This is a genomic window from Nocardia sp. NPDC049526 (genome assembly GCF_044465765.1).
Classification (GTDB): Bacteria; Actinomycetota; Actinomycetes; order Mycobacteriales; family Mycobacteriaceae; genus Nocardia.
Window position 1 is genome coordinate 12,835 of sequence record NZ_JBITMA010000004.1, and the last position, 13,111, is coordinate 25,945.

Here is a 13,111-nt window from a genome sequence, read left to right on the forward strand (position 1 = left end):
CGGTGAGAATATTTCCCGCCGAAGCATTTTCACTCCTCCGGGCTGTCCGCATCTCCGCCGCCGCGGATCGTCCACAGCAGCCCCTCGAGCTCATCAGGCTTGATGAGCACATCGCGCGCCTTCGACCCCTCGCTGGGGCCGACGACACCGCGGGTTTCCATCAGATCCATCAGGCGACCGGCCTTGGCGAAGCCGACGCGCAACTTGCGCTGCAGCATGGAGGTCGAGCCGAACTGTGAAGTGACGACCAGTTCCACGGCCTGGATGAAGACATCCAGATCGTCGCCGATATCGGGATCGACATCCTTCTTCTCACCAGCCTTGGCGGCGGTGACGCCCTCCTGGTATTCGGGTTCGGCCTGGTTCTTGGTGAAGTCGACGACCCCGTGGATCTCCTCATCGGAGATGAACGCGCCCTGCAGCCGGGTCGGCTTGTTCGCGCCCATCGGCAGGAACAGTCCGTCACCCATACCGATCAGCTTCTCCGCGCCCGGCTGATCCAGGATGACTCGTGAATCCGTCAGTGACGAGGTGGCGAAGGCCAATCGGGACGGCACATTGGTCTTGATCAGACCGGTGACCACGTCAACCGAAGGACGCTGCGTCGCGAGTACCAGGTGAATGCCTGCGGCGCGGGCCTTTTGGGTGATGCGCACGATCGCGTCCTCGACATCGCGGGGCGCGGTCATCATGAGGTCGGCGAGCTCGTCGACGATGGCGAGAATGTACGGATAGGGCCGATAGACCCGTTCGCTGCCCAGCGGCGCGGTAATGGCACCCGACTTGACCTTCTTGTTGAAGTCGTCGATGTGGCGCACCTTATTGGCCTGCATGTCCTGGTAGCGCTGTTCCATCTCCTCCACCAGCCAGGCAAGCGCGGCGGCGGCCTTCTTCGGCTGGGTGATGATGGGGGTGATGAGGTGCGGAATGCCCTCGTACGGTGTGAGTTCCACCATCTTGGGATCGATGAGGATCATCCGGACCTCGTCCGGAGTCGAGCGTGCCAGCAGCGATACCAGCATCGAGTTCACGAAACTCGACTTGCCGGAACCGGTCGAACCGGCGACCAGCAGATGCGGCATTTTCGCGAGATTCGCCGAGACGAAATCGCCCTCGATATTCTTGCCGAGCCCGATCACCAATGGGTGGTGATCATTTCGGGTCGAGGGGGCCTTGAGCACATCGGCCAGGCGCACCAGTTCGCGATCGGAATTGGGCACCTCGATACCGACGGCGGACTTACCCGGAATCGGGGCCAGCAGCCGAACATTCTCGGTGGCAACGGCATAGGCGATATTGCGGGCCAGCGCGGTGATCTTCTCGACCTTCACGCCGGGCCCGAGTTCCACCTCGTAGCGGGTGACCGTCGGGCCGCGCACGAAACCGGTGACCGCCGCGTCGATCTTGAACTGCACCAGCACCTCGGTGATCGCCTCGATCATCGATTCATTGGCGGCACTGCGCTTCTTGGGCGGATCGCCGTCGGTGAGCAGCGTCAGCGGCGGCAATGTGTAGTCGCCCTCGACCTCACGGTCGTTGATGAACTCCAGCTGCTTCGGCGGCGGTGGGGTCTGGTCCTCGACCTTGATCGGGGCGCGCTTCTTCGGCTTGGGCTTTTCTTCGAGCGCCGCCTCGGCCGCAATCGGTTTCGCATCGCGCAGTGGCGGTTCGCCCATAACCTCGGTGACCGCATCGGAGCCGCCGAATTCATCGGGCGGGTAGTTCTCCTCGGGGGTGCGACCGCGCCGCTTCGACTTGGTATTGCGATGCAGCGGGAATCCGTCGGCATCGTAATTGGCCGGATCGAAATCGGATTCGCCATCGTAGTCACCGTATTCGTCGCCGCCGCTGCCGGTGCCGAAGTACTCGCGCAACCGCTGCGGTACCTCGCGAACGGTGGTTCCGGTTACCAGCAGCACGCCGAAAATGATGGCCAGCAACAGAATCGGCACCGAAAGCCAGGCCGTGAGCCCGTTGGTGAGCGGGCCGCCGACCACGAATCCGACGAAACCCGCTGCGCGCGAACGCCCGTGCGCATCGGTCGGCGATCCGGCCGCGATATGCCACAGGCCCAGGACCGGCAATCCGATCAGCAATCCGCCGAGTACCAGCCGCGGCCGGATCTCCGGACGTGCCTCGGTCCGCATCAGGACGATAGCGATTCCGGTAGCCACGAACGGCAATCCGGCCGATGCCGACCCGGAGACCGCGCGAATCGCCTCCTCGACCCAGTGCCCGATCGGCCCGCCCGCCGAGAGCCATACCGCAGCCGCGATCACCGCGCTCAGGGCGATGAGGGCCAGTGCGATGCCGTCACGACGATGCCCGTGTTCGATTTCGCCCGCCCGGCTCACGGCCCTGGTGGTGGCGCCGAGTCCGCGCGCGAGCATATTCCAGCCGCTGCTGATACCGCGGCTGATGACCGCGAGCGGTGCGGTATTCGACCTACGGCGGACCGGTCGGCGCGCCGGTGCGGTGCGGGTGCGCGGTGCGGGCGAGCGGCGTTGAGCGGTGGTGCGAGCCTGGCCCGAACGAGATGCCGCCGTGGTCCTCCCCCGGGCCGATCCCGCCCGCGCACGAGTGGTCGTGGAGCTGCGGGACTTACCTGCCATGGACTCAGGCTAGCCGCAAACGCCCCATCCAGACCATCAACCACACACGTATCGCAAGCCGCTCCCTCGCCTCCGCGAGTATTTTGCCGGTCGTGAGTGCCGCTGGAATACCTGACCGGACCGGAAGTAAAGAGCTAGGCAGCTTTTGGGCGTACCCGATGAGTAACCCGTGCGCGCACGAATCAGTGGTCGCGAAAGTCGGTCGCTCTTGGCGTGTCGGCGCTGATTACAAAGAGCGATCCGCCTCGAGGACAGCCCGCACATCCGCCGGATCACCCGCGGTTTCGATCCGGACCTCATCGCGGCCGAAGGCGTGCAGCAGCAGTTCCGAGGGCTTGCCGGTCAGCGTCACCTGCGCCGTTCCGGCCTTCGTATGCACCACGGCGCGCCTTCCGTCGAGGGTGGCCAGTTCGACGGTGACCGGCGCTTTGCGGTACGCCATCCGGCCCATGCGACGTAGCGCCGACCACAGCTTGTCCTCCTCGGCGACGGGCAAGTCACGCGGCTCCCAGCCGGGTTCGCCGCGGCGCACGTCCTCGTGATGGACGAACATTTCGGTCAGATTGACGACCGCATCGACCGGTTTGAGCGGCGACCACCACGGCGGGCCGGAGCGGACATCCGCCAGCAGGTCCGGGAATGGCCGCCGCGCCGCCTTGGCCTGCACCGACTCCAGATATCCGGCGAACGGTTTCAGCATGATGCCGGGCGACGCGTCCGGGCGGCGTTCCCGAACTATCAAGTGCGCGGCCAGATCTCGCACCGTCCAGCCGCCGCACAGCGTGGGCGCGTCCGGCCCCGCCGCAGACATCGTGTCCACCAGTGCCCGACGTTCCCGTTGCGCCATGCTCATCTGCCGAACATATCGGATGCGGAGTCGGCGCGGCGGTCCGACTCCGCACGGACGTAGGTGTCAGACGCCGATGACCGTCGGCACGATCATCGGGCGGCGGCGGTAGGTTTCGGCGACCCAACGGCCGACCACCCGCCGCACACTCTGTGCGATGCGGTGGGTTTCAGTGACGCCCTCACCGGCCAGTCGCAGCAGTTCGGCCTCGACGAGTTCGGCGGCATCGACGAGCGCGGTCGGATCATCGGAGAACCCACGCCCACTCACCTCGGGTGTGCTGACCGCCTTACCCGTCGTCGAGTCGACCGCGAGGGTGATCGAGATGAACCCGCCCTCACCGAGGACCAGCCGATCCGAGAGCGTCGATTCACCGACATCGCCGACCGAGAGTCCGTCGACGTACACATGTCCGACCGGCACGCGCCCCACGATCGAGGCGATCCCGTCGACCAGGTCCACCACCACGCCGTCCTCGGCGAGCACCACCCGATCCTCGGCCACACCGGTCGCCACGGCCAGCGCGGCATTGGCGCGCAGATGCCGCCATTCGCCGTGCACCGGCATGGCATTGGTCGGCCGCACCGCGTTGTACAGGTACAGCAATTCGCCCGCGGACGCGTGTCCGGAGACGTGTACCTTCGCATTCTGCTGGGTGATCACCGTGGCGCCGAGCCGCGACAGACCGTTCACCACCGCGAATACCGAATTCTCATTGCCCGGAATCAGCGAGGAGGCCAGCACCACGAGATCGTCGGCGCGGATATTGATCTGGCGGTGTTCACCGCGCGCCATCCGCGACAGCGCGGAGAGCGGTTCGCCCTGCGAGCCGGTCGAGATGAGCACCAGCCGATCGCCCGGCAGGGTCGCGGCGACATCGAGATCGACGACCACACCGGCGGGCACCGTCAGGTAGCCCAGTTCCTGCGCGATCTCCATATTGCGCACCATCGAGCGACCGACGAAACACACTCGCCGCCCGTACTTCTGGGCGACATCGACCACCTGCTGGATCCGATGCACGTGGCTGGCGAACGAGGCGACGATCACCCGGTGCCTGGCCTTGCCGATCACCGTATCCAGAACGCCGCCGATTTCGCGTTCCGGCGTGACGAAGCCCGGCACCTCGGCATTGGTGGAATCCACCAGGAACAGATCGACGCCCTCGTCACCGAGGCGGGAGAAACCGGCCAGGTCGGTGAGGCGACCGTCCAGGGGCAGCTGATCGAGTTTGATATCGCCGGTGTGCAGCACGACACCGGCGGGCGTGCGGATGGCGACGGCAATGGCATCGGGAATCGAGTGGTTGACCGCGAAGTACTCGCAGCCGAACGGGCCGTGCGTGGTGTGCTGGCCCTCGATCACCTCGACGAGCTTGGGACGCTGCCGGTGCTCGCGGCATTTCGCGGCCACCAGCGCGAGGGTGAATTTCGAACCGACGACCGGGATATCGGCACGCAGGCGCAGCAGGAACGGCACCGCGCCGATGTGGTCCTCGTGGCCGTGGGTGAGCACAATAGCTTCGACGTCGTCCATCCGGTCCTCGATGGGCCGGAAGTCGGGCAGGATCAGATCGACGCCGGGCTGCTGATCCTCCGGGAACAGCACGCCGCAGTCGACGATGAGCAGTTTGCCGCCGTATTCGAAAACGGTCATATTGCGGCCGATTTCGCCGATGCCGCCCAGGGCGAAAACACGCAGACCGTTCTTGGGCAGTTTCGGCGGGGCACCGAGGCGGTCGGCGGTCGCCCGCTCGGGGGCTGCCACTGGTTGCTCGCCGCGTCCGCGACCGCCCTGCTGACGGCCGCGCCCCTGTCTGCGGGGCTGCTCGGCCGGAGCCTTCAGCGCGGCCTTCTTCTTCGCGGGAGCCTGCTCCGACGCGGTCTGTCTGGGCGCGGTATCGGACTGCGCTAGGTCACCGACGACGGATTTCGCTGCCTGATTGGACTTTTCGCTGCTGGCCGGTGGGCGCTGCGCGGCGGGTTCGGGTGCGCCCGCGGCCCTGGTCGCGGTCCGGCGGGGGCGACGACCTGCTGCTTCAGTCATGACTGCACCTCACTACTGGTCGGTTCGATCATGTCTGACAATGCGGTGATTCTGATTCGCTCACTCCTCATGAAAGCACCCCTGCCAGCCGGAGGTCGGCGGCCAGGGCATCGAGTTGTTCGGTGGTCGGCATCAATTGCGGCAGCCGCGGTTCGCCGGCATCCACACCGAGCAGACGCAGCCCGCCCTTGCTCATCGCGACACCACCAAGTCGCGACATCGCGGCGTTCAACGGCAACATGCCCGCATTGATCTCGCGGGCGCGCACCACGTCACCCGCGGTGTAGGCCTCGAGCAGGGCGCGCAGCCGCTCGGGCACGAGATGTCCGATGACACTGATGAATCCGGTCGCGCCGACCGACAGCCACGGCAGGTTCAGCGCGTCGTCACCGGAGTAGAAGGCCAGATCGGTATTCGCGATGAGATCCGCGCCCGCGTTCAGATCCCCCTTGGCATCCTTGACCGCGACGATGCGCGGATGTTCGGCGAGTTTGCGAATGGTGTCGCTGGCGATGGGAACCACCGAGCGCGGCGGAATGTCGTACAGGGTGACCGGTAGGTCGGTGGCATCTGCGACGGCGGTGAAATGCGCGATCAGGCCATCCTGGGTCGGCCGGGAGTAGTACGGGGTCACCACGAGCAGGCCGTGCGCGCCCGCACGCTGGGCGTTGCGCGCGAGTTCGATCGAATGCGCGGTGTCATAGGTGCCCGCGCCGGCGATCACGGTGGCGCGAGCGCCGACGGCATCGACGACGGCGCGCAGCAGATCCGCCTTCTCCGATTCGGTGGTGGTCGGTGATTCCCCGGTGGTACCGGAAATCGCCAGCAAATCGACGCCGCGGTCGACCAGGCGAGCCGCGAGTGCGACCCCGGCATCGACGTTGAGCTTGCCGTCGGCACCGAAGGGAGTCACCATCGCGACACCTACCGTGCCGGACGCGCGCAGCTCCGTAGGCGTCGATTCACCGTTCGTCATGGTCAGAAAGGCTACCCGCTCCCGGGAACAGCCTCGACACCGTCATCGCCGAACGGCCTGCCACGGCGAGTGATTCACCTCCCAGTATCCGATCATGATGTCAAATCCGCCCTTGCGTGACGCCATGAATGGCGTCACACTGATGTCATGGATTTGAACAAATACACCGCACAGCTACGCGAGGACCTGATCGCGGCCGCCGCGCTCGGTGACGAAAAGACCCAGGCCACCGCCGCCGCCCTGGCCGCTGCGACGGAGAGTTCGGCACGATTGGCACTGCTCGCGGCGCTATCGGACCTCGCCGCAGAGGTCAGCGCAGAGCTCGGCGACCGTACAGTTCACGTCTCGGTGGACGGCACCGATGCGACCGTCGACGTCCGAAAGAATCCGGCGGCGGAAAACGAGCATCCGACGATCGAGGAGATGACCGGCGATATCAGCCGAGTCACCCTGCGGATGGTCGAGCAATTGAAGGCCAAGGCCGAGGAAGCCGCTGCGGCCAGCGGGGTTTCGCTGAACTCGTGGCTGTCGAATGCCGTCAGCGGTGCAGTGCGCGACCAGATGCGCGGGTACGGGCCCAAGCGCGACAGCTGATTTGAATGTCACTTCAGGTACCGCTAACTATTGCAAGCAGACCCAGCGGCTGATTCAATCGAATTATGGTCAACGTCGATCACGCCCGCCGTCCGTCGCTCGCCGGGCGCGGACTGAGCCTGGCAGCCAAGGTTGTCGTCCGCGGTCCGCAACTGCTTTCGCCGCTGCTACCGGTTCGACCCGGTGCGCTGCTCGCTCGCGCCGTGCTGCTGTTGGCGTGCACCGCTGGATTCGCACGAACGTTGCCGCACAAGGCGATCGATATGACCGGACCCCGAGGCAGGTTGCTGGGCGAGTGGGTCGGCGTGGCGCCCGAACCGGGCCGTCCCGTGCTCTACTTCCTGCACGGCAGCGGCTATGTCGGGTGCAGTCCGGGAACTCATCGCGGCCTGGTCAGCGAGCTGTCGCGGCGGTTGGACCGACCGGCCTTCAGCCTGGACTATCGCCGCGCGCCGGAGCACCGGTTTCCCGCTGCCCACGATGACACGCTCAACGGTTACCTGTGGCTGCTCGCTCGCGGGCATGCGGCCGAGGACATCGTCGTCATGGGTGATTCGGCGGGCGGACATCTCGCGCTCGGGTTGTGTGTGCAGCTGCGGGAGCTGGGGCTCGCGCAGCCGAAGGCGGTGGTCGGGTTCTCGGCGTTGGTCGACTCGACCTGGACGTTGTCGCGGGAGCGCGAACCGCACGTCGATGACGCCTTTATGCGAGTGCGGGCGGCGCAGAAGCTGACCGAGCTCTACACCGGCTCGGACCATTTCGACGACCCGCGGCTGAATGTGCTCGGTGCGGTCGGGCCGGATCTACCGCCGATCCTTTTGCAGGCAGGCGCCGCCGAGGTGCTGTCGGCCGATGCCGAAGCATATGGCGCGGCACTGCGCGCGGCGGGCGGTGATTGCGAGGTCCAGACGTGGCCGGGCATGTTCCATGTATTCCAGCTGCCGCATCGGCTGCTGCCGGAGGCCGAAGACGCGCTCGATGACGTCGAGCAGTTCGTGGCGCGAGTGGAATCGCAGTCCGCGCGGAAACCGAAATCGGCCTGAGCAGTTCACAACAGCGGTGCGAGATCGCCGCGATCGCCGATCACCACCTCGTCGAGTTCGAGCCACTCGGCCATCTCACGCAGCGCGTCGGTGAGCGCCCCCGCCGTCTCGGGAGTGCTGTGCCCCGGTTCGGCGAACGCACCCGGCACCAGCAGCCTGCCTGACGCACGCTCGGCACGTAGGTCGACCCGCCCCACGAGTTGTCCGTTCAGGAGGAACGGAAATACGTAATACCCATGCACCCGTTTGGGTTCCGGCGTGTAGATCTCGATCCGGTAGTGGAAGTCGAAGATCCGCTCGGTGCGGGTTCGGAAGAAGATGAGTGGATCGAAGGGGCACAGTAAGGCCGCGCTCTCGATTCGGCGCGGTGTCGAGGCACCGGCGCGCAGATAGGCGGGCTTACCCCAGCCCGCCACCTCGACCGGTTCCAACTCCCCCGCATCGACCAGCTCCGCGATGGCCGGTTCGGTTTGTGAGCGATGTAGGCGGTAGTAGTCGCGCAGGTCGGTCTCGGTCGCGACGCCGAGTGCGGTGGCCGCGCGCAGCACCAATTCCCGGACCGCCTCGGCCTCGGCTACGTCGCGCGCCAGGATCTCCGGCGGGATCACTCGCTCGGCCAGGTCGTAGTGGCGGGTGAACCCGACCCGCTTGTCGACCGAGAGCACACCTGCTGCGAACAGCGCCTCGCAGATCATCTTGGTGTCGCTGAGATTCCACCAGGAGCCCTTGGGGCGCGGCTTGTCCAGTTCGAGGTGGCGCTCCACCTCACCGGCGGTGGCGGCACCGACCTCGGTGATGACGTCGAGAATGTCCTTGCCGAGGGTGGGATTGCGTTCGGTCGCGCGGCGCATGCCGCTCCAGCGCCCGTGTTCGTATTTCCGCATGCGCCAGCGCATGAGCGGCCAGTCCTCGACCGGGATCAGTGCGGCCTCGTGGGCCCAGTATTCGACCAGACGCCGCGGGCGGCGCACACCATTGCTCCACGCGGCATCGTCCAGCACCGTTCGGTCGTAACCGCCGATCCGGCTGAAGACCGGCGCGTAGTGCGCGCGCACCACCGCCGATACCGAATCCAGTTGCAGCAGTTGAGTTCTGCCGAGCACGTCGAGGATCGTCCGCCGGGTCGGCGCGGCCGGTTTGCGCCGTCCGAAACCCTGCGCGGCCAGCGCCGTCCGACGCGCGGCCACCGCACTCATCTTCCGCATGGACCGAACAATGCCATGCCGCACCGACAGGTTGAGCCGTCGTACCGGCAAACCGGGCATCCGGTGACCGGGCGCGGTGCCGATCAGCCGGGTGGCAACTCGTGACGGCTATGTCGAAACGCTGACCGCACCCGCGGTATCGATCTCGGTGCGCCGATCCCGATCCGGTGCGTTCGCGAGGACCGTGGCCAGTACCCGTCGGCCCATCGGCAATACCCGCACGGTCACCGAACCGGCATTGGCGGCATCCAATTCCCGGGTCGCCGATTCGATCACCTGTTGGCGCACCCATTTCGGCACCCCGGCGAATCCACCGTCGTCGAGCAGCACCACCTCGACTCCGCGCGAACGCGCTCCGCGGGCGGCACTGCTCAATTCGTCGGTCACCAATTGCGGTGCGCGCAGACCGTCCCTGAGTTCGGCCTCCAGCAGCCTGCACTCTTCGCGTTCGCCCGCGGTGAGTTCGGCGCCGTCGGCGATGCGTTCCAGAATCGGCCGGGCCACCTTGTCCAGCCGAGCCAGCTGCCGATCCCGTTCGCCGTTCTGCGCGGCCATGGTCGCCTCGGCGGCCGCGCGCATGGTCGCCTCCTCACGCAGCAGCCGCAACGAGCGCTGCATCGGCCGCATGACCGCCGCGCCGATCGAGACCCCGGCCACCGTGGCGATCGGCACGATGGATCCGACCACCACCCGCAGGCCGTTCGTCGCACCGACCACCGCGATCACCGCCGCGATGCCCGCTACACCGCACCACGCCACGCCCAATCGGCCGCGCACCACCAGCACCGCCAGCACATAGGACGAAGCGAATGCGGTCCAGACCTGCTTGGACATGCCGTGGTCGATACTCACGGTGGTCAGCGCCGCCGCGATCGGGCCGGCCGCGGCCACCGCGATGGCTGCGGGCAGCGGCAGCGGATCGACCGGGATCACCAGGACCAACACTCCGGCACCGGCCACCAACACCAGCGCGGTCGCGGCCAGCAGCAGCGGCGATTCGGCGAAATTGCGCACCATGTACAGCAGGATCGTCGCCTCGAAGATGACCAGGAAGAGCCAGGCCGACCGGTCTCGCAGCCCGAGCAGATCGCGCAGGCCGAATTCGTTATCGGTATCAGCCATCGCCACCCCAGACCAAGGTCACCGTGGTCCCCTCCCCCGGTTGGGATTCCACGAATCCGGCGCCACCGGCCAGCTGACGCATCCGGCCGAGGATGCTGACCGAGACGCCGAGCCGATCGGCGGGCACCCGGTCCAGATCGAAACCCGCGCCGTCATCACGGAATACGACACGGATACCGCCCGCACTGATCGTCACCGTGACGGTGCGCTGCACGGTGCGGCCCGCAACGGTGGCGTGGCGCAGACTATTTCGCGCCGCCTCGGCCAGGGCGGCGGCGATGGTGCCCGCCGCGTGCACCGGCAGGCGCAGGTCATCGAGTCCGGCCCAGCGGCGCGCGGTGAATCGGATGCCCGGATTCACCTCGTAGATAGCCGAGCGCAGGAAGCCGATCGCCGATTGCGCGTCCAGTCGGTCGGGTTCGGTATTGGTGCCGCGACATTCGTCGAGTTGTTCCAGCGTGCGTTCGGCCTGACTGCGCAGCACCGGCGATTCGGCGCCCGCCCGCGAGGCGTCGAGCAGGGTCGACAGCACCGCGTCGTGGATCAATGCGGCGAAGCGGGCACGCTCACGATCGCGTGCCGCGGCACCGGCCACCGCGGCCGCGCGGCGGCTCGCGATCACCGATTCCCGGTCCACCCGCGCGGCCGCCGCGAGTGCGTAGACGCAGCACCACAGGAACAGCGCGCACAGGCCGGCCGCCCTGGCGAAATCGCCGATCAGCGACCAGACCGTCGCATCGGGCAGCACATACCGGTTCGCCAGTGCCGCGGTGGCCGCGCCGACCACGAGATAGCCGGTGGCCAGCGCCGGACGCCAGGCCAATACGGCCGCCAGCACGCCGAGCGCGATCACCCGATACATCCACACCGATGTGGTGTCGGTCAACGGCACGGCATAGATGAACGGCATGGTCGTAAGCGCGGCAAGATAACTCACCGCGGCCGCACCGGCCACCACGCGAATCGCCCTGCGGCCCATGGTGAACGAGACGACCGCGAGCACCGGGAACCAGCCGAGCGCCACGCCCACCACCAGGCTCGCCCACGGGCCGGAGACGAATTTGGCCTGGTCGGCAATGTCGGGTAGTTCGACGATCGCGACGATCACACCGGCGATTCCGACGGCCAGGCCCATCCGGCGCAGAATGCGATCCGAGGCGGCTTCGATAATCTTCTCCCTGGACACCGCGGTCCGCCCACGGCGCCACCGACTCGCCCGGAACGGGTCGGCGGAGCTCGCAGTGGTTATCGAGGTGTCCAGCGCGCTGGACGCGGTCATCCGCGCGGATGCCGCTCGGGAACCGGTAGCCATCCGTCCTCTACCGCCCGCTTGTAGAGGTCGGTCTTGGTGGGAGCCGGACGACCCGCATCGGCGTACTTCTGCCGGATGCGCCCCAGATAATCGTTGACGGTCTGCTCGGACAGACCCGTCAGCCGCGCGACGCGAGAGGCCTTCTCACCGGAGGCGTAGAGGGTGAGTACCTCTTCCTGGCGCGGGCTCAGACCAACGTCGGACAGTTGCGGATCGCCGTCGATGGCGGCGGCCCAGTCGGTGGTCACCACCTGCTCACCCGAGGCAGCGCGGCGCACCGCCGCGACCACCGTCGGCACATCCTCGGATTTGCGCACCACGCCGAGCACACCGGCCTTCGCCGCGGCGCGCACCAGGAACGCGTTATCCGCGCCGGTGAATACGAGGACCTCGACGCCGCGGTTGCGCAGCGCGCGCACATTGTCTTCGGGCGAGGATCCGTCGGCCAGTCGCAGATCCAGAACGACCAGATCCAGCGGGGCGCTATTCGCCGCCGCCGCAAGCAGTTCCGGTACGGTCCCCGCCGTCAGCACCAGATCGAGATCGGGTTCCGGCGCCAGCATCGCGGCAAGCCCGATCGCCACCGATTCGTGGTCTTCGACCAGCCCGATCCGGCGCGGTGCTGTTTCGCCCCCTTCGGCCCACATCACCTCGATACTCCGTTCCCGAGCAAACTCGTCACATCCCCGCCGCTACAACGTCGCCTCGTAGTATGCCCGGATCCGCCGGATACCGGTCAGACACCAAAATTCGGGGGACGCCCATTACCCCATGAGCTGCGCCGCAACGGTCGCGCCGAGTTCCCAGCACTGCTGGATCTCCTCCTTACCGGGCGCGCCCATCACGATGACCGGCGCGGCAACCTGCTCCCAGCCGAGTCCGGTGGTCACGCTTCGCACACCCCGTTCGGCCCCCTCGGTGCCTTCATTGCCGTGCAGATAGAAGCCGAACGGCCGACCGCGCGTCGAATCGAGGCACGGGTAGTAGAACGTGTCGAACGCATGCTTGAGCGCGCCGGACATATAGCCCAGATTCGCCGGGCTACCGAGCAGATAACCATCGGCGGCCAGCACATCGCTCGCGGTGACCGCGAGCGCGGCCCTGCGCTCGACCTCCACCCCCTCGATCTCCGGATCCGTCGCTCCCGAGACAACCGCCTCGAACATCGCCTGCATATGCGGTGACGGAGTGTGATGAATGATCAGCAGCCGTGGCACATCCAGCAGCGTACTGCCGCCCTTGAACTCGAGTCGGATCTTCGGCGCCCGGCTATTGACTGGCGACAAAATAGGAGGAGAATAAAGGTTTACACCAGAAAACCGGAAGTGCCGAACTGTCGGCGGAGACGTCCAAA

11 protein-coding genes are annotated in these 13,111 nt (G+C 66.8%); 2 read left to right on the top strand and 9 right to left on the bottom strand.

Features of this window, described 5'->3' with window-relative positions; all coding sequences use genetic code 11:
• Window positions 1–29: 29 nt before the first annotated feature.
• From ACIBW7_RS13655 to dapA, 4 genes are all read right to left on the bottom strand, one after another.
• On the bottom strand, window positions 30–2,612 hold the full coding sequence (locus tag ACIBW7_RS13655) for a DNA translocase FtsK (RefSeq protein ID WP_397046576.1): 2,583 nt from the start codon (window positions 2,610–2,612) through the stop codon (window positions 30–32).
• A 226-nt stretch (window positions 2,613–2,838) separates the two neighbouring features.
• Window positions 2,839–3,465 (bottom strand): TIGR03085 family metal-binding protein, encoded by a 627-nt coding sequence (locus ACIBW7_RS13660; protein WP_397046577.1) that lies wholly within the window; start codon window positions 3,463–3,465, stop codon window positions 2,839–2,841.
• 60 nt (window positions 3,466–3,525) lie between these two features.
• On the bottom strand, window positions 3,526–5,505 hold the full coding sequence (locus ACIBW7_RS13665) for a ribonuclease J (RefSeq protein WP_397046578.1): 1,980 nt from the start codon (window positions 5,503–5,505) through the stop codon (window positions 3,526–3,528).
• A gap of 67 nt (window positions 5,506–5,572) precedes the next feature.
• Entirely contained in the window at window positions 5,573–6,481 is a 909-nt protein-coding gene (dapA, locus tag ACIBW7_RS13670; protein WP_397046579.1) for a 4-hydroxy-tetrahydrodipicolinate synthase, read from the bottom strand.
• Between the two features lie 147 nt (window positions 6,482–6,628).
• On the opposite strand from dapA, the gene ACIBW7_RS13675 reads away from it, so the two are divergent.
• Window positions 6,629–7,075 carry a toxin-antitoxin system HicB family antitoxin gene (locus ACIBW7_RS13675; RefSeq protein WP_397046580.1) on the top strand — a complete coding sequence of 149 codons (447 nt, stop codon included), beginning with the start codon at window positions 6,629–6,631 and terminating at the stop codon, window positions 7,073–7,075.
• Between the two features lie 65 nt (window positions 7,076–7,140).
• Entirely contained in the window at window positions 7,141–8,118 is a 978-nt protein-coding gene (locus ACIBW7_RS13680) for an alpha/beta hydrolase (protein ID WP_397046581.1), read from the top strand.
• A 5-nt stretch (window positions 8,119–8,123) separates the two neighbouring features.
• On the opposite strand, the gene ACIBW7_RS13685 is transcribed toward ACIBW7_RS13680, so the two are convergent.
• The 5 genes from ACIBW7_RS13685 to ACIBW7_RS13705 form a co-directional block, all read right to left on the bottom strand.
• Window positions 8,124–9,323, bottom strand: coding sequence for a winged helix-turn-helix domain-containing protein (locus tag ACIBW7_RS13685; RefSeq protein WP_397046582.1), 1,200 nt, complete (start codon window positions 9,321–9,323; stop codon window positions 8,124–8,126).
• Between the two features lie 108 nt (window positions 9,324–9,431).
• On the bottom strand, window positions 9,432–10,445 hold the full coding sequence (locus tag ACIBW7_RS13690) for a hypothetical protein (protein WP_397046583.1): 1,014 nt from the start codon (window positions 10,443–10,445) through the stop codon (window positions 9,432–9,434).
• On the bottom strand, window positions 10,438–11,757 hold the full coding sequence (locus ACIBW7_RS13695) for an ATP-binding protein (RefSeq protein ID WP_397046584.1): 1,320 nt from the start codon (window positions 11,755–11,757) through the stop codon (window positions 10,438–10,440). Before ACIBW7_RS13695 ends, ACIBW7_RS13690 begins: the two co-directional genes overlap by 8 nt.
• Window positions 11,721–12,404: a response regulator gene (locus tag ACIBW7_RS13700; protein ID WP_040692955.1), complete on the bottom strand. Its 684-nt coding sequence runs from the start codon at window positions 12,402–12,404 to the stop codon at window positions 11,721–11,723. The genes ACIBW7_RS13695 and ACIBW7_RS13700 overlap by 37 nt, the downstream gene beginning before the upstream one ends.
• Window positions 12,405–12,521: 117 nt before the next feature.
• The gene (locus ACIBW7_RS13705; protein WP_157124579.1) at window positions 12,522–12,974 is read right to left on the bottom strand and encodes a flavodoxin family protein; all 453 of its coding nucleotides are present in this window, start codon (window positions 12,972–12,974) and stop codon (window positions 12,522–12,524) included.
• Window positions 12,975–13,111: the final 137 nt, after the last annotated feature.